Raw genomic sequence first — 15,798 nt, 5'->3', positions numbered from 1 at the left:
CGCACTCAATCAATGTCATTCAATGTCGCGAACAGGGTCTGGCGCGAGGCGGCAGCGGTGATGGCGCCGATCAGCACCGCCTGCACCGCGAGCACGACATAGCCTGACGGCCGCAGGGAGAAGGTGCCGAGCAACGCCGCGAATTGGTCGCCGACCGGCGTGCCGGAAAACCATCCGGCGATCGATTCGGAGAAGCCGAACACCAGCATGGCGACGCCGCCGCCGATCACGCCGCCCTCCAGCCCCAGGCGGAGGAAATGACGCAGGAAGTGGTTGGCGATGTAGCGGTCGCCGGCACCGACGAAATGCAGGACTTCGACGATCGGGCGGTTCGCCGCCATGGCGCCGCGGGTTGCGAACGACACCGAGATGATGGTCGCGACGATGACGAGCGCGAGGATGCCGATGCCGGCGAGCACGGTGGCATTGGTCATCGAGCGCATGCGCTCGATCCAGGCGCGGTGATCGTCGACGCTGGCGCTTGGCGCCACCTGCGTCACGCGGGCGCGCAAGGCAGCGAGATCGATCGGCGTGCCGGGCTGCACCCGCGCGATGATCATGCGCGGCACCGGCAGGTCGTCCATCGACAGGCCCGTGCCGAGCCAGGGCTCGAGCAGCTTGCCGCTCTCGTCCTTGCTGAACGGCTTGACCTCGACGATGCCGGCCTGCGCGCGCATCGCCTCGGTCACCGCCGCGGTGTCGCGATCGAGATCGCGCCCCGCCTGAGGACGGACCTGGATGGTGATCTCGCTTGCGACATCCGATTGCCATTCCGCGGCGGAGGCGCTGACGAGGAGCACGGTGCCCGTCGTCATCGACGCCAGGAACGTCATGATGGCGACGACGGCGACCAGCGCGCGGCCATGGATCGAGGCGCGCGGAACGATCGGCGACATGTTGCGCGCCTTGGCCGGAAGCTGCGGACGCTCCTGTCCGAGGTCGACCAGCACGCCGCGCTCGTCGGTCCTACTCATAGACGTGCAGCCGTCCCTGATGCAGCACCAGCCGCCGCGCCTCGTACTGGTCCATCAGGCCGATGTCGTGGGTGGCGATGATGACGGCGGTGCCTGACTTGTTGAGCTCGATGAACAGCCGCAGCAGGCGGCGGCCGAGCGTCGGATCGACGCTGCCGGTCGGCTCGTCGGCGAGCAACAGCTGCGGCCGCGAGATCACGGCGCGCGCGATCGCGGCGCGCTGCTTCTCGCCGCCGGACAGGATCGGCGGCAATGCGTCCATGCGGTCGCCGAGCCCGACCCAGCGCAAGAGGTCGATGACCTCCTTGCGGTAGCTCGACTCGCTGCGGCCCATGACACGGAACGGCAGCGCGACGTTCTCGTAGGTGGTCATGTGGTCGAGCAGGCGGAAATCCTGGAGCACGATGCCGATGCGCTTGCGCAAATCGGCGATCTCGTCCTTGCCGAGCTGCGAGATGTCGTGGCCGAACAGATTGACGAGGCCCCGCGTCGGCCGGTGCGACAGGAACAGCAGGCGCAGCAGCGACGTCTTGCCGGCGCCCGACGGGCCGGTGAGGAATTGGAACGAATGCGCTGGAATCTGGAAGCTGAGGTCGCGCAGGATCTCCGGCCCCAGTCCGTAACGCAATCCGACATTTTCGAACCGAACCAAGTTCAGCTCCGTTCGAGAGGGGGCCGCGCCGCGGCACCCCGCCACACGCGATCAAGGCGTTGTGCGACCGTTATGGTTTCCGGTTCGTTAACGGTCGCCCTGTAGCATTTGGAGCGCCCGGCTCTCCTTGGCCGGGGCATCGTCGAGACCAGTCCGTGCATCAAGGCCCGTGTCCATGCATATCGTCTGTCCGCATTGTACGACATCCTACGCCATCAAGCTCGCTAGCCTTGGGACGAACGGACGGACGGTCCGCTGCTCCCGCTGCAAGGAGACCTGGGTTGCCTATGCCGATGATGCCATCGAGGAGGCATCCGTTCCGGCCATGGCCGCAGCCAGCCAGTCCGAGGACCAGTCCGACCTCGCCGAGCAGTGGAACTCCTACGCCAAGGACGACGGTGCCGCCGATACGCCCGTCGTCGACAGCCCCTCCATCGCCAGCGACTGGCCGGCCGACGAGGCCAAGGACATGGAGGACGAGTGGTCGGCGGCCGCCCGCGCCGCCGAAGAGGACGCGGTCGGCGCACAGCACCAGTCCTGGTTCCGCGGCCTGTTCAGCCGCCGCGGCGCGCGCGTGAGCCGCCCGATCCCCCCCGCGACGCCGCGCAAATCCCATTTCGGCCTGCCCATGGCCTGCGCCGCCATGGGCGCGCTGGTGCTGGCCCTGATCATCTGGCGCGGCGACATAGTGCGGCTGCTGCCGCAGACCGCCGCGTTCTACAAGCTGGTCGGGTTCGAGGTAAATCTGCGCGGGCTCGCCTTCAAGGACGTCAAGCTCTCCAGCGAGACCGTGGACGGTAAGCAGGTGCTGGTGATCGAGGGCGTGATCGTCGGCCAGGGCAAGAAGCCGCTCGATATCCCGCGGCTGCGCTTTGCCGTGCGCGACGCGCAAGGCGCGGAGATCTACGCCTGGAACACCGTGCTGGAACAGACCGTGCTGCAACCCGGCGAGCGCGCCTTCTTTCGCTCGCGCCTGGCCTCGCCGCCGCCGGAGGGCCGCAACATCGACGTCCGCTTCTTCAACCGACGCGACATCGCCGGCGGCAGCGTATAATTGATCTCGCGTATTCTCCACGGGAGGTTGGTCCCAAGGTTGGTCTCATGCCGAAAATCCTGATCGCCGACGACGAGGATTCGATGCGCCAGCTGGTGGCGCGCGCCATCGCCATGGACGGCCACGAGATCGTCACCGCGCAGGACGGCGCCGAGGCATTGGAGATCCTGACCCGCGAGGACGGCGCGTTCGACCTGCTGCTCACCGACATCCAGATGCCGGTCATGGATGGCATCGCGCTGGCGCTCTCGGCCGCGCGCGATTTTCCCGGCCTCACCATCCTGCTGATGACCGGCTTTGCCGACCAGCGCGAGCGCGCCTCGAACCTCAATGCGCTGGTGCATGACGTCGTGACAAAGCCGTTCTCGGTGGCCGACATCCGCACCGCGGTGGCGGACGCGCTGGCGGCGAAGAAGGGGTAGCGGGCAACAGCAGCCACACATTCGGCTGTCATGCCCCGCGAAGGCGGGGCATCCAGTACGCCGCAGCCTATCGGTCAAATCACAACCGTTTCGGAGTACTGGATCGCCCGCCTTCGCGGGCGATGACACTGCGGGTGACGTCAAAAATCCTTCAGCAGCCGCTCGATATAGTCGAGCTCGATCTGCGGGCGCGAAGGATCGCCGAGGCGGCGGCGGAGCTCTTCGAGGATGCGGCGGACGCGCTGGGCATCGATCTCGCCGGGGATCTTCACCGTGTAGTCGTCGCTGAGATCGCGGCCATGGAGCGGGCGGCCGAGCGGATCGGTCTGGTTGCTGCCGCTCTGCTGACGGCCGGCGCGGTTGCCGGGGCCGTCGCCCTGGCCCTCGCCATCGCCCTGTTGCATCGCCTCGGCCATCTTCTGCGCGCCCTTGCGCAAGGCCTCGAGAGCCTTGCCCTGGGAGTCCACGGCGCCGTCGGCATTGCCCTCGCCGAGCTTCGAGCCAGCGTCGCCCATGGCGCCGTCGGCAGCGTCCAGACCGCCATCGTCATCACCGTCCTGATCGCCATCCTGGCCGGGCTGGCCCTGGTCGCCCTGCTGACCCTGCTGGCCTTTCTGATTCTGACCCTTTTGCCCCTTCTGCATGAGGCCGCGCTTGGCGAGCTGGTCCTGAAGCTTCTTCAGGCGGTCGCGCAGCGCCTGCTGGTCCTGCTGCAGGTCCGACATCGACTGATCGCCCTGCTTGCCACGCGAACGATCGCGCCGGGAATCCTGGCCCTGCTTGAAGGTCTTGTCGCGCAATTGCTGCTGCTTGCGGATCATGTCGCTGAGCTCGTTCAGCGCCTGCTCCATCTCGCTGTCTCCGGATTGCCCGGGCTGCGCCATCTGGAGGTTTTCCATGATCTGCGCCAGCTGCTCGAGCAGGCGCTGGGCGGCTTCTTTATTGCCTTCGCGCGCGGCTTTCTCGATCTGCTTCAGGAGGTCGTCGAGATCCCGCTGCGTGATGACGGAACGATCGCGATTGGAGGACTGGCTGCGTTCGGTCGCGCGCTTGTATTCCTCGAGCTTCTGGATCGCATCGGACTGGTTGTTCAGGCTCTTGCCGGATTCCTTCTGCCGGAGGCTGTCGCCGGAATCCTGCATCGCCTTTTCCGCGCTATCGAGCAGCGCGTCAGGATCCTGATCCAGCTGGGCAGCGGCAGGCGCGACGCCTCCGAGCAGGAAGGCGAAACAGGCGATCGAGATCGCCTTCAAGACTGGCACGCGTGCTAGCTTCCGCATTTCCGGTCCCGCGTAAACTGGTTGGCCCCGTCCTCGCCTTTGTTGGCCCGACTGTTCGCCGACTTCCGATAGGCCTGAAGCTGCTGGCGCAAGGCGTCCTGCTGCTGCGCCAGCTCTTCGAGCTGCTCGGGCGTGGCATGCTGGGTCTTCTGTCGCAGCTCGATCGCCTTGTCGAGAATGAGCTGAACCTCCGCGGGGAACGGCTGCCGGGCTCCGAGCGGATTCTGCTCGGCGCGCCGGGCAAGATCGCGCACCTTGCCGGCCATGGCCTCGCGCAGCTTCTGCGTCAGCACCCGGATCTCGTCCTCGCTGGCGCCGCGTTCCAGCGCGTGCTTGAGCGCGTCCTGCGCCGCGCGCAGCGCGGCGTTGACGCTGCCGGCGACACCGTCGTCCTCGATGGTGGTCGCGAACGCCCACATGCTCGCCACCACTTCGCGCAGCGCATCGTCGGTGCGGGCCGCCTCGAGCTGGGACGCCAGGCTGCGCAGGCCGAGATAGCAGCCGGCATCCGGCGTGAACAATTCGGGCGCGATCATCAGCGCGTCGAGCGCGGCGTAGACCTCGGAATTCTTGTTGGCGTCGAGCGCGAGGATGCGACGCTGCTCGATCAGCGCGCGCGCGAGCGAGTTGGTGAACAGGCGCTCGGGCAGGCGCATGTTGAAGGGATCGCTCTTGGCCTCGTTGCCGGCCTCGTCCTTCGCGGTCAGCGTCAGCGTGACGTCGGCGCCGGCATAGGGATCCTCGCTGAGGTCCTTCACCGTCTGGCCGACGCCGTTGCGGGTCCGCGCGTTCGGCAGCACCAGCGGGAATTTCGGCGGCTGGAACAGCGGCCGCGCGGCCGCCCTGGTGTCGGCGTCCTTGCCGCCATTCTTGCTGGCATCCCCGGCATCGGCGGGGCGCAATCCGATTTGCGCTTCGGCGCCGGTGACGCCGTAATCATCCTCGATCTTGTAGGAGAGCTGGAGCCCGCCGCGGGCCTGACGCTCCGGATCCTTGGCGAGCGCGATCGTCGGCGGGTGGTCCGGCGTCGCCGCGAAGGCCCATTGCGGCTGGCCCGAAGGCGCGCGCACATGCGCGGTGCCGTCGCCGGTGATGGCAAAATGCTTTTCGTTGGTGCCCTTGGGCGTGGCCTCGGTGGGAGCAACCTCCTTGAGGCCGCCGGAGACGGTGACATCGAGGCTGCCGCCCGAGGAGCGCACGATCAGGGTTGAGCCGGCGGGAACGGCGAGCGGGCCAGAGGCCGGCAGCGCCGCGGCCTCCTTGTTGGCGGCCGACAGGATCACCGGCGGCTTGCCGGTGTAGAGCGGCGGGGTGACCCAGGCATCGACGCGGACATTCGTCGGCGCCAGCACACCGTTCCAGTCGAAGGCGGCACCAAGCCGCATCGCGCGCTCGTCGCCGGCGGCGAAGAAAGTCGCAACCAGCAACACCATCACCAGCGCGCGCAGCGCCCAGGGATCGTGGATGGCGAGGCGCGGATGCGGCAGACCGGCGCGGATGCGCTTGAGCGAGGCCAGCGTGCGCTCGCGCTGCGCCTGCCACAGCGCCTGCGCAACCGGATCCTGCGAGGTCAACGTGTCGGTCAGCGTGGTCGCCGGGCGGTGACGAATGCCGGAGCCGCGGTCGAGCCGGGCGAGCGCCTCCTCGCGGCTCGGCCAGCGGAAACGAACCAGTGGCGACAGGGCGGCAACCGCAATGCCGGCGAAAATGACAAGGCCGATGGCGCGCGCGACGAACGGCAACCCCAGCCACAGCCCGGCCCAGGACAAGGCCAGGAACAGGCCGACGACGGTCAGAAGCCGCGCCAGATTTGGCCAGGCACGCTCCCACGCGATGGCATAAATGGCCCGATCAAGGGCTTGCGCCAGCTTCAGCCGCGACAGAGCGTCACTGTTGCGGATCGGGTCTGACGGGTCGGGGGTGACGCCGTTCAATCAACTCTCCAGGTTGCCCGGTAGAGAAGCCTACCACAACGGCAGCACTGAGGCATCCGTTCCTGTACGGGAGACACCCCTTTTCCCGCATAACACGAGGACGTGACTGGTCCGCCGCAACCCCGTAATTTCCGCGCCGCCATTCCCGAGGGAGAGATAGGAAACGCCATGGACAAGAAGATGCACGACAAGGGCCTGGAAGTCCGCAAGGCGGTGCTGGGCGAGGCCTATGTCAACAATGCCCTGAAGAACGTCGACGATTTCAACCGCCCGTTCCAGGAGATGCTCAACGAATATTGCTGGGGCACGGTGTGGGGCCGCGAAGAGCTGCCGCGCAAGACCCGCAGCATGCTCAACATCGCGATGATCGCGATCCTCAACCGGCAGCACGAGTTTCGCGCGCATCTGAAGGGCGCGCTGACCAACGGCGTGACGCGCGACGAGATCCGCGAGATCCTGATGCAGGTCGCGATCTATGGCGGCATGCCCGCCGCCGTCGACAGTTTTCGTATCGCACGCGAGGTGTTCGCGGAGATCGACGGGAAGGCGTGAGGCCAACAAACAGCATTCAACGTATTGCTCCGTCATTGCGAGCGAAGCGAAGCAATCCAGAGTTCCTCCACGGAGACAGCCTAGATTGCTTCGTCGCTTCGCTCCTCGCAATGACGACGGGAAGGAAATAGGACCATGGACATCGGATTCATCGGCCTCGGAAACATGGGTTTCCCGATGGCGCGGCGGCTGATCGAGGCAGGCCACAAGCTCGTCGTGTTCGACACGCGCAAGGAGGTCACGGACAAGTTGGTGGCGCGCGGCGCAACCGCTGCGACATCGCCGAAGGACGTCGCCGACCAGGTCGAGACCGTGATGGCGAGCCTGCCCTCGTTGCAGGCTTCGCTCGAGGTCGCCACGGGCGCGAACGGCGTGATCGAGGGAAGCCGCGCAAAACGCTTCATTGATCTCTCCACCGTCGGTTCGGCGATGGCGGCGAAAATTCACGGCTTGCTCGCCAAGCGCGACATCGTGCAGATCGACTGCCCGGTGTCCGGTGGGGTCGGCGGCGCCGAGAAGGGCACGCTGGCGGTGATGGTGTCGGGGCCGAAGGCGGAGTTCGAGCTGCTCAAGCCCGCGCTCGACGTGATCGGAAAAGTTTTCTTCATTGGCGAGAAGCCCGGCGCGGCGCAGACCATGAAGCTCGCCAACAATTTCCTCTCGGCCACCGCGATTGTGGCGACGTCGGAGGCGGTGGTGATGGGCGTCAAAGCCGGGCTCGATCCCGCCGTGATGATCGACGTCATCAATGCCGGCTCGGGCATGAACACCGCGAGCCGCGACAAGTTTCCGCGCTCGGTGCTGCCGCGCACATTCGACTTCGGCTTCGCCACGGGATTGATGGTGAAGGACGTGCGGCTCGCGCTGGAGGAGATGAAGCAGCTCGGCCTGTCGATGGAGGTTGCGGACGCGGTCGGACGATTGTGGGAGACCGTGATCAGCGCGGAAGGCGCCGAGTCCGATTTCACCGCGGCGATCAAGCCGATCGAGAACAAGGCGGGTGTTGTGGTTGGCGAGAAAAAATAACGCCAGTCCCGTAGCCCGGATGGAGCGAAGCGTAATCCGGGGTCCGTAATGCTTGGCGAGAACCCGGATTTCGCTGCGCTCCATCCGGGCTACGGTCAATCAATCATAGCCAGGGCGCGGGCGTATCCATCGCGATCAGTTGCTCGACCTCGACGCGCGGGCGCACCACGGCGTATTGGTCGTCCTTCACCAGCACCTCGGGCACCAAGGGCCGCGTGTTGTAGGTGCCGGCCTGCACCGCGCCATAGGCGCCCGCGGTCATGATGGCGAGGAGATCGCCGGCCTTCGGCGTCGGCAGCGTGCGGTCGAGGGCGAGATAGTCGCCGGTCTCGCAGACCGGACCGACGACGTCGGCCATGATGGTGGCGGCGCCCCTGGCGGGCTGCATCACCGGCAGGATGTCGTGATGGGCCTCATACAGCGTCGGGCGGATCAGATCGTTCATCGCCGCGTCGATGATGACGAAGTTCTTGCCGTCGCCGTGCTTCACATAGATGACCTTGGCGACGAGGATGCCGGCATTGCCGACGATCATGCGGCCCGGCTCGAACATCAGCGTGCAGCCGAGATTGTGGCTGACGCGCTTGACCATGGCGGCATAGGCATCGGGCGCCGGCGGCGCTTCGCGGTCCATGTAATAGGGAATGCCGAGGCCGCCGCCGAAATCGACGTGGCTGATGCTGTGGCCGTCGCTGCGCAGCGTCTGCACGAATTCGGAGAGGATGCGGAACGCGGTCTCCATCTTGGACAGATCAGTGATCTGGCTGCCGATATGCACGTCGGTGCCGGTCACCTCGATGCCCGGCAGCTTGGCGGCGCGGGCATAGACCTCGCGGGCATAGGCGATCGGAATGCCGAACTTGTTCTCGGACTTGCCGGTCGAGATCTTGGCGTGCGTGCCGGCATCGACATCGGGATTGACGCGCACGGAGATGCGCGCGGTCTTGCCCATCTCGGTCGCAAGGCGCGAGAGCAGCTCCAGCTCGGGCTCGGATTCGATGTTGAGGCAGAGGATGTCGGCGGCGAGCGCTGCGCGCAGCTCTGCTTCCGTCTTGCCGACACCGGAGAACACGATCTTGCTGCCGGGAATGCCCGCGGCCAGCGCGCGCTTCAGCTCACCACCGGAAACCACGTCGGCGCCGGCGCCGAGCTTGGCCAGCGTGCGCAGCACGGACTGGTTGGAGTTCGCCTTCATGGCGTAGCAGACCAGCACCTTCTCGCCGGCAAAGGCGTCGGCGAAGACGCGGTAGTGCCGCTCCAGCGTCGCGGTCGAATAGCAGTAGAACGGCGTGCCGATGGTTGCGGCCAGCTCGGACAGGTTCACCGCCTCGGCGTGCAGCACGCCGTTGCGATAGTCGAAATGGTTCATGGCTTTGGCTCGGTTGCGCCAGCCTACCGGCTGGGTCTTTCGTCCAGGAGCGGGTCGAGGATAAACGATTTCTTGCTGCCCTTGGGCGCCGCCGGCGCAGCCTCCGCACCATAGGTGGGGTTGAACACGCTCGGCGTCTTCTGGGCTTCGATCTCGGTGTCGGTCGGCGCTGCGATATTGGCCGTGGACGCGCTGGAGGCGGTCGGCGGCAGATCCAGCGGGCCCTTGCGGCCGCAGCCGGCGAGCGCAAGCGCCGTCAGGCTCAAGACAATGATGGCCCACCCCGAGCCGGCCGGGCGAAACTTTGACGTCACGACGAAATCCCCACTACGCGGCGCGCACCATACAGAGATTGGCGCGCTCTGGCGAGAGCCGGATGACCATGAAACATAAGCGAAATTTTGCCCTCAGCCCAATTTTCGCTCTTTTTCGAGCCGCTTCGCCCAGCTCTTTGCCTGCGACGCCACGTTCTTCGGCGCGGTGCCGCCGAAGCTGGTCCGGCTCTTCACCGACGATTCGACCGAGAGCACGCCGAGCACGTCCTTGGTGATCTTGGGCTCGATCGCCTGCATGTCCTTCAGCGGCAGCTCGTGCAGCGCCACGCCACCCTCGGCGGCCTTGGCGACGATGCGGCCGGTGACGTGGTGGGCGTCGCGAAACGGCATCTTCAGCGTCCGCACCAGCCAGTCGGCAAGGTCCGTCGCGGTGGCATAGCCCTCCCCGGCGGCAGCCTTCATCTTGGCCTCGTCGGGCACGAGGTCGCGGACCATGCCGGTCATGGCGCGAATCGCCAGCGACAGCGCGGCAAAGCCCTCCATGGCGCCCTGCTTGTCCTCCTGCATATCCTTTTGATAGGCGAGCGGCAGGCCCTTCATAACGATCAGGAGGCCGTTGAGAGCACCGATGACGCGCCCGGTCTTGGCGCGCACCAGCTCTGCGGCATCCGGGTTGCGCTTCTGCGGCATGATCGAGGAGCCCGTGGTGAACTTGTCGCTGAGGCGGATCAGGCCCACCAGCGGCGAGGTCCAGATCACGATCTCCTCGGCAAAGCGCGACATGTGCACGGCGCAGATCGAGGCCGCCGACAGCGTCTCCAGCACGAAGTCACGGTCGGAGACCGCATCGAGCGAGTTCGCCATCGGGCGATCGAAGAGAAGCGCCTTCGCGGTGGCGTGACGGTCGATCGGGAACGAGGTGCCGGCGAGCGCGGCGGCGCCGAGCGGCGATTCGTTGAGCCGCTTGCGCGCATCCTGGAAACGGCCGCGGTCGCGCGCGGCCATCTCGACATAGGCAAGCAGATGATGGCCGAAGGTCACGGGCTGCGCAGTCTGGAGATGCGTGAAGCCGGGCATCACGGTGCCGGCATGCTCCAGCGCGCGCGCCACCAGCGCCTGCTGGAATTCGGCGAGCGCGGCGTCGGTCTCGTCGACGATGTCGCGGACATAGAGACGGAAGTCGGTCGCGACCTGGTCGTTGCGCGAGCGCGCGGTATGCAGGCGGCCAGCGGCGGGGCCGATCAGCTCGGACAGGCGGCTCTCGACGTTCATATGGATATCTTCGAGCGCGCGCTTGAATGTGAAGTCGCCCTTGCCGATCTCTGACAAAATCGTGTCTAGACCCTTGCCGATATTTTTCGCATCAGAGGCCGTGATGATGCCCTTCGCGGCGAGCATCGCGGCGTGGGCCTTGGACGCGGCAATGTCCTGGGCAAAGAGGTGACGATCGACGTCGATGGAGACGTTGATCTCTTCCATGATCTCATCGGGACGTTCCGAGAACCGGCCGCCCCACATCTTGTTGCTCATGATCCCCTGCTCACGCCTTGCTTTGCCGCATGTTTGCTGGCGAAGGCCAGCCGTATTAAGAGGCCCCTGATAGCCATATCTGCGACCGGATGACAAACGATATGCTCGACCCAAAGCCTTCCGCCACGCGCCGGATCCCCATCGTCATCGCCACCGTGGTGGTCGGGGGGCTGGCCGGCTTCGCCGCGCTGTACGGGCTGGGCCTGAGCCGGGCGCCTGGCGGCGATCCGACCTGCAAGCCGGCGGTGGCCACGGCCCAGAAAATCGCCCCGCTCGCCCATGGCGAGCTGGCCGCCCTGACCATGGCGAGCGCGCCGTTGAAGCTGCCCGACCTCACCTTCGAGGACGCCGACGGCAAGCCGAAGAAGCTCTCGGATTTCCGCGGCAAGACGCTGCTGGTGAACCTCTGGGCCACCTGGTGCGTGCCGTGCCGGAAGGAGATGCCGGCGCTGGATGAGCTCCAGGGCAAGCTGTCGGGCCCGAATTTCGAGGTGGTGGCGATCAATATCGACACCCGCGACCCCGAAAAGCCCAAGACCTTCCTGAAAGAGGCCAATCTGACCCGGCTTGGCTACTTCAACGACCAAAAAGCCAAGGTTTTTCAAGATCTTAAGGCTACAGGCCGGGCGCTGGGCATGCCGACCTCGGTGCTGGTCGACCCGCAGGGCTGCGAGATCGCGACAATCGCCGGGCCGGCGGAATGGGCGAGCGAGGACGCGCTCAAGCTGCTGCGTGCCGCGACCGGCAAGGCCGCCGCGTCGCTTTAGGTACTTTTATTTGCGCATGATCTGATCGGAAAACCGGTACCCACTTTTCCGGATCATGCGCTAGGCGGTGACGTTGAGATTGCCGCCGACGCCGGGGCCGACATTGGCAAGCGAAGGCTGACCGGCGCCGAGCAGCGTCAGGACGGTGGATTTCTCCATATCCATGTTCTGCTTGGTCAGCGTCGCCGCGATATTCGATTGCAGCGCGCCTTGCTGAGCGGCCAGCATGGTGCTGACCATTGCCATCATGTCCACGCGAACCCTCGTACTGGGTGCAGCCTAGACGCGAGCGGTTAATGGGACATGAATCGTCGCAGGGCGGATGTGCGGCAGCAGGGCGATAGTGCCGTAGGGTGGGCAAAGACGCATTTGCGCCGTGCCCACCATCTGTCCGCAATTGGATGGAAGCCGTGGGCACGCTTCGCTTTGCCCACCCTACGGCACCGCGGCCTTATCTTGTCGGAACCGGCTTGGCGCCGCGGTAGTCGTAGAAGCCGCGCTGGGTCTTGCGGCCGAGCCAGCCGGCCTCGACGTATTTCACCAGCAGCGGGCACGGGCGGTACTTGGAGTCGGCGAGGCCCTCGTGCAGCACCTGCATGATCGACAGGCAGGTATCGAGGCCGATGAAATCGGCAAGCTCCAGCGGGCCCATCGGATGGTGGGCGCCGAGCTTCATCGCCGCGTCGATCGCCTCGACGTTGCCGACGCCTTCATACAGCGTGTAGATCGCCTCGTTGATCATCGGCAGCAGGATGCGGTTGACGATGAAGGCCGGGAAATCCTCGGAGACCGCGACCTGCTTGCCGAGCTTGGCGACGAATTCCTTGGACGCATCGAAGGTCGAATCGTCGGTGGCGATGCCGCGGATGAGCTCCACCAGCTCCATCAGCGGCACCGGATTCATGAAGTGAATGCCGATGAAGCGCTCGGGGCGGTCGGTGGCGGCGGCCAGCCGCGTGATCGAGATCGACGAGGTGTCGGAGGCGACGATCGCCTCGGGCTTCAGCACCGCGCAGAGCTCGTGGAAGATCTTGCGCTTGACCTCTTCCTTCTCGACCGCGGTCTCGATCACGAGGTCGCAGTCGGCGAGGTCGTCCAGCTTCTCGGCGAGCTTGATGCGCGCGATCGCCTTGGCCTTGTCGTCCTCGGTCACGGCCTTCTTGGAGACCTGGCGCGCCAGGTTGCCGTTGATGGTGGCCATGCCCGACTTGAGGCGGTCGGCCGAAACGTCGTTGAGCACCACGTCGAAGCCGGCCAGCGCCGCGACATGCGCGATGCCATTGCCCATCTGACCCGCGCCGATCACGCCGACCTTCTTGATCACTGCCGCCATAATGTCATCCACCGGAACGGCGCGCAGATCGCGCCCTGCCTATCCCCTGAGCCGGGAGGTCTGATTTGACCAGGAGCCGATTTAATCAGAACCCGGGCTCGAAACCTAGATTGGATCGCTTCGAAGGCGTGCACCACGCCAAAGAAAACGCCTCGAAAAAGAAAAACCGGCCGGAGTTTATGCCTCCGGCCGGTGTTTTTAACGCGTTTTACTTGCCGAGCTTGCCGAGTTCGGCCGTCAGCTCCGGAACCGCCTGGTAGAGGTCGGCGACCAGGCCGTAGTCGGCGACCTGGAAGATCGGCGCGTCCTCGTCCTTGTTGATCGCAACGATCACCTTGGAGTCCTTCATGCCGGCCAGATGCTGGATCGCGCCGGAAATGCCCACCGCGACATAGAGCTCGGGGGCCACGACCTTGCCGGTCTGGCCGACCTGCCAGTCGTTCGGCGCATAGCCGGCGTCCACCGCCGCGCGCGAGGCGCCGACGCCGGCGCCGAGCTTGTCGGCCAGCGGCTCGATGTACTTGGCGAAGTTCTCACGGCTCTGCATGGCACGGCCACCGGAGACGATGATCTTGGCCGAGGTCAGCTCCGGACGGTCGCTCTTGGCGACTTCCTCGCCGACGAAGGTCGACAGGCCCGGATCGGCCACGGCAGAGACGCTCTCGACCGGCGCGCTGCCGCCCTCGCCCGCAGCGGCGAAGGTGGAGGTGCGGACCGTGATGACCTTCTTGGCGTCCTTCGACTTCACCGTCTGAATGGCGTTGCCGGCATAGATCGGACGCTCATAGGTATCGGGGGCGACCACCTTGATGATCTCCGAGACCTGCATGACATCGAGCAGGGCGGCGACACGCGGCATCACGTTCTTGAAGCGCGAGGTCGCGGGCGCGACGATCGCGTCATAGGACGGCGCGAGCGAGACGATCAGCGCGGCCAGCGGCTCGGCGAGATCGTGCGCATAGGTCTCGCCGTCGGCGAGCAGCACCTTCTTGACGCCGGCGAGCTTGGCGGCGGCGTCTGCCGCGGCCTTGGCGTTCTGGCCAGCCACCAGCACCTCGACGTCCGCGCCGAGCGCGGCAGCCGCGGTCAGGGCCTTGTTGGTCGCATCCTTGAGCGACGCATTGTCGTGTTCGGCAATTAGAAGCGTCGTCATCAGAGCACCCCGGCTTCGTTCTTGAGTTTCGACACCAGCTCGGCGACGTCCTTCACCTTGACGCCCGCCTTGCGGCCCGCCGGTTCAGTCGTCTTGAGGACCTCGAGACGCGCGGTGACGTCGACGCCGTAATCGGCGACAGCCTTCTCCGCGATCGGCTTCTTCTTGGCCTTCATGATGTTGGGCAGCGAAGCATAGCGCGGCTCGTTGAGGCGAAGGTCGGTGGTGACGATCGCCGGTCCCTTCAGCTTCACGGTCTGCAGGCCGCCGTCGACTTCGCGGGTGACCTTGAAGTCCGAACCATCGACCTCGAGCTTCGAGGCGAAGGTCGCCTGCGACCAGCCGAGCAGCGCGGCCAGCATCTGGCCGGTCTGGTTCGAGTCGTCGTCGATCGCCTGCTTGCCGAGGATGATCAGGCCCGGTTGCTCTTCTTCAGCAATCTTCTTCAGGATCTTGGCAACGGCAAGCGGCTCGACGTTGCCGTCGGCCTTCACCAGGATGCCGCGATCAGCGCCCATGGCAAGACCGGTACGGATCGTCTCCGACGCCTGCGCCGGTCCGATGGAGACCACAACGACCTCGGTCGCCTTGCCGCCTTCCTTCAGGCGCAGCGCTTCCTCGACCGCGATCTCGTCGAACGGGTTCATGGACATTTTGACGTTGGCGAGTTCAACGCCCGATCCATCGCCCTTGACGCGGACCTTGACGTTGTAATCGACCACCCGCTTTACCGGCACTAAGACCTTCATCGATCCTCTTTCACTCAATTTAGGAGGGGGTATTCAACTGGCGCGGAACCTAAAGGCCTGATCCGGCCCGGTCAACGCGCGACAGGGCCAAATTTTAGACCTTAGAAATGCTGATCTCAATGGGTCAGCGGTTCTGGCCAGGAACCCAGAGCACGTCGCCGGCGCCGTTATGGTTAGCGGCGCGGCTGGCCACGAACAGGAAGTCCGACAGGCGGTTCATATACTGGATGCCAGCGCTACCAACGGGCTCGCCGGGCTGCGCCGCCAGTTCCACGATCACGCGTTCCGCCCTGCGGCATATCGTGCGGGCGATGTGGAGGTAAGCCGCGGCGGGCGTGCCGCCCGGCAACACGAAGGACGTCAGCGGCGCGAGCTTGTCGTTGAGCGTGTCGATGTCGCGCTCGAGCCGCTCGACCTGGCTCGCGACAACCCGCAGCCGCTCCGCTTTGCCTTCCCGCTCGGGCACTGCGAGATCCGCGCCGAGATCGAACAGATCGTTCTGGATGCGGCCCAGCATCGCGTCGAATTCGGGCATGTCATGGGTGTGCAGCCGCACCACGCCGATCGCGGCATTGGTCTCGTCGACCGTGCCATAGGCCGCGATGCGCAGATCATATTTCGGACGGCGCTCACCCGAGCCGAGCGCCGTCGTGCCGTCGTCACCGGTCTTCGTATAGATGCGGTTCAAGGTGACCATGTAGACCTCTTGTTTTAGGACATGATCTTGT

At 65.7% G+C, this 15,798-nt stretch carries 17 protein-coding genes; 5 read left to right on the top strand and 12 right to left on the bottom strand.

Annotated features, from left to right (window positions below; genetic code table 11):
- Nucleotides 1–5: 5 nt before the first annotated feature.
- A complete protein-coding gene (locus tag AAFG16_RS04605) occupies nt 6–974 on the bottom strand; it encodes an ABC transporter permease (RefSeq protein ID WP_283083710.1) in 969 nt (322 codons plus the stop codon).
- On the bottom strand, nt 967–1,626 hold the full coding sequence (gene ftsE / locus AAFG16_RS04600; RefSeq protein ID WP_018646542.1) for a cell division ATP-binding protein FtsE: 660 nt from the start codon (nt 1,624–1,626) through the stop codon (nt 967–969). Before ftsE ends, AAFG16_RS04605 begins: the two co-directional genes overlap by 8 nt.
- A 175-nt stretch (nt 1,627–1,801) precedes the next feature.
- Between ftsE and AAFG16_RS04595 the strand changes: the two genes are divergently transcribed.
- Complete coding sequence (locus AAFG16_RS04595; RefSeq protein WP_342737644.1) at nt 1,802–2,680, top strand: MJ0042-type zinc finger domain-containing protein; 879 nt, start codon at nt 1,802–1,804, stop codon at nt 2,678–2,680.
- 47 nt (nt 2,681–2,727) lie between these two features.
- On the top strand, nt 2,728–3,102 hold the full coding sequence (locus tag AAFG16_RS04590) for a response regulator (protein WP_027562822.1): 375 nt from the start codon (nt 2,728–2,730) through the stop codon (nt 3,100–3,102).
- 140 nt (nt 3,103–3,242) lie between these two features.
- On the opposite strand, the gene AAFG16_RS04585 is transcribed toward AAFG16_RS04590, so the two are convergent.
- Nucleotides 3,243–4,382 carry a DUF4175 family protein gene (locus AAFG16_RS04585; protein ID WP_283083707.1) on the bottom strand — a complete coding sequence of 380 codons (1,140 nt, stop codon included), beginning with the start codon at nt 4,380–4,382 and terminating at the stop codon, nt 3,243–3,245.
- Nucleotides 4,370–6,316, bottom strand: coding sequence for a TIGR02302 family protein (locus AAFG16_RS04580; RefSeq protein WP_342737641.1), 1,947 nt, complete (start codon nt 6,314–6,316; stop codon nt 4,370–4,372). Before AAFG16_RS04580 ends, AAFG16_RS04585 begins: the two co-directional genes overlap by 13 nt.
- Before the next feature lie 168 nt (nt 6,317–6,484).
- Between AAFG16_RS04580 and AAFG16_RS04575 the strand changes: the two genes are divergently transcribed.
- Entirely contained in the window at nt 6,485–6,868 is a 384-nt protein-coding gene (locus AAFG16_RS04575) for a carboxymuconolactone decarboxylase family protein (RefSeq protein WP_008567285.1), read from the top strand.
- Nucleotides 6,869–7,003: 135 nt separating this feature from the next.
- A complete protein-coding gene (locus AAFG16_RS04570; protein ID WP_342737639.1) occupies nt 7,004–7,894 on the top strand; it encodes an NAD(P)-dependent oxidoreductase in 891 nt (296 codons plus the stop codon).
- 103 nt (nt 7,895–7,997) lie between these two features.
- Here AAFG16_RS04570 and lysA read toward each other — a convergent pair whose 3' ends face one another.
- From lysA to argH, 3 genes are all read right to left on the bottom strand, one after another.
- On the bottom strand, nt 7,998–9,263 hold the full coding sequence (lysA, locus tag AAFG16_RS04565) for a diaminopimelate decarboxylase (protein WP_342737637.1): 1,266 nt from the start codon (nt 9,261–9,263) through the stop codon (nt 7,998–8,000).
- 23 nt (nt 9,264–9,286) lie between these two features.
- On the bottom strand, nt 9,287–9,577 hold the full coding sequence (locus tag AAFG16_RS04560) for a lipoprotein (protein ID WP_342737635.1): 291 nt from the start codon (nt 9,575–9,577) through the stop codon (nt 9,287–9,289).
- 93 nt (nt 9,578–9,670) lie between these two features.
- Nucleotides 9,671–11,068 carry an argininosuccinate lyase gene (gene argH / locus AAFG16_RS04555; RefSeq protein WP_283083702.1) on the bottom strand — a complete coding sequence of 466 codons (1,398 nt, stop codon included), beginning with the start codon at nt 11,066–11,068 and terminating at the stop codon, nt 9,671–9,673.
- A gap of 101 nt (nt 11,069–11,169) precedes the next feature.
- Between argH and AAFG16_RS04550 the strand changes: the two genes are divergently transcribed.
- Complete coding sequence (locus tag AAFG16_RS04550) at nt 11,170–11,835, top strand: TlpA disulfide reductase family protein (protein WP_342737633.1); 666 nt, start codon at nt 11,170–11,172, stop codon at nt 11,833–11,835.
- A gap of 60 nt (nt 11,836–11,895) precedes the next feature.
- On the opposite strand, the gene AAFG16_RS04545 is transcribed toward AAFG16_RS04550, so the two are convergent.
- The 5 genes from AAFG16_RS04545 to AAFG16_RS04525 all read right to left on the bottom strand — a co-directional run bounded on the left by AAFG16_RS04545 (nt 11,896) and on the right by AAFG16_RS04525 (nt 15,767).
- Entirely contained in the window at nt 11,896–12,090 is a 195-nt protein-coding gene (locus AAFG16_RS04545) for a putative motility protein (RefSeq protein WP_027562813.1), read from the bottom strand.
- Nucleotides 12,091–12,286: 196 nt separating this feature from the next.
- Nucleotides 12,287–13,168, bottom strand: a complete 882-nt coding sequence (locus AAFG16_RS04540) for a 3-hydroxybutyryl-CoA dehydrogenase (RefSeq protein WP_283083700.1) — start codon at nt 13,166–13,168, stop codon at nt 12,287–12,289.
- A gap of 208 nt (nt 13,169–13,376) precedes the next feature.
- Nucleotides 13,377–14,321, bottom strand: coding sequence for an FAD-binding protein (locus tag AAFG16_RS04535; protein WP_283083699.1), 945 nt, complete (start codon nt 14,319–14,321; stop codon nt 13,377–13,379).
- Nucleotides 14,321–15,070 (bottom strand): electron transfer flavoprotein subunit beta/FixA family protein, encoded by a 750-nt coding sequence (locus AAFG16_RS04530; RefSeq protein WP_092218212.1) that lies wholly within the window; start codon nt 15,068–15,070, stop codon nt 14,321–14,323. Before AAFG16_RS04530 ends, AAFG16_RS04535 begins: the two co-directional genes overlap by 1 nt.
- Before the next feature lie 124 nt (nt 15,071–15,194).
- Complete coding sequence (locus AAFG16_RS04525) at nt 15,195–15,767, bottom strand: cob(I)yrinic acid a,c-diamide adenosyltransferase (protein WP_283083698.1); 573 nt, start codon at nt 15,765–15,767, stop codon at nt 15,195–15,197.
- Between the last annotated feature and the right edge of the window lie 31 nt (nt 15,768–15,798).

Origin of the sequence: Bradyrhizobium sp. B117, assembly GCF_038969555.1 — a bacterium.
Taxonomy (GTDB): domain Bacteria; phylum Pseudomonadota; class Alphaproteobacteria; order Rhizobiales; family Xanthobacteraceae; genus Bradyrhizobium.
This window is presented reverse-complemented; position numbering and strand designations above follow the sequence as displayed.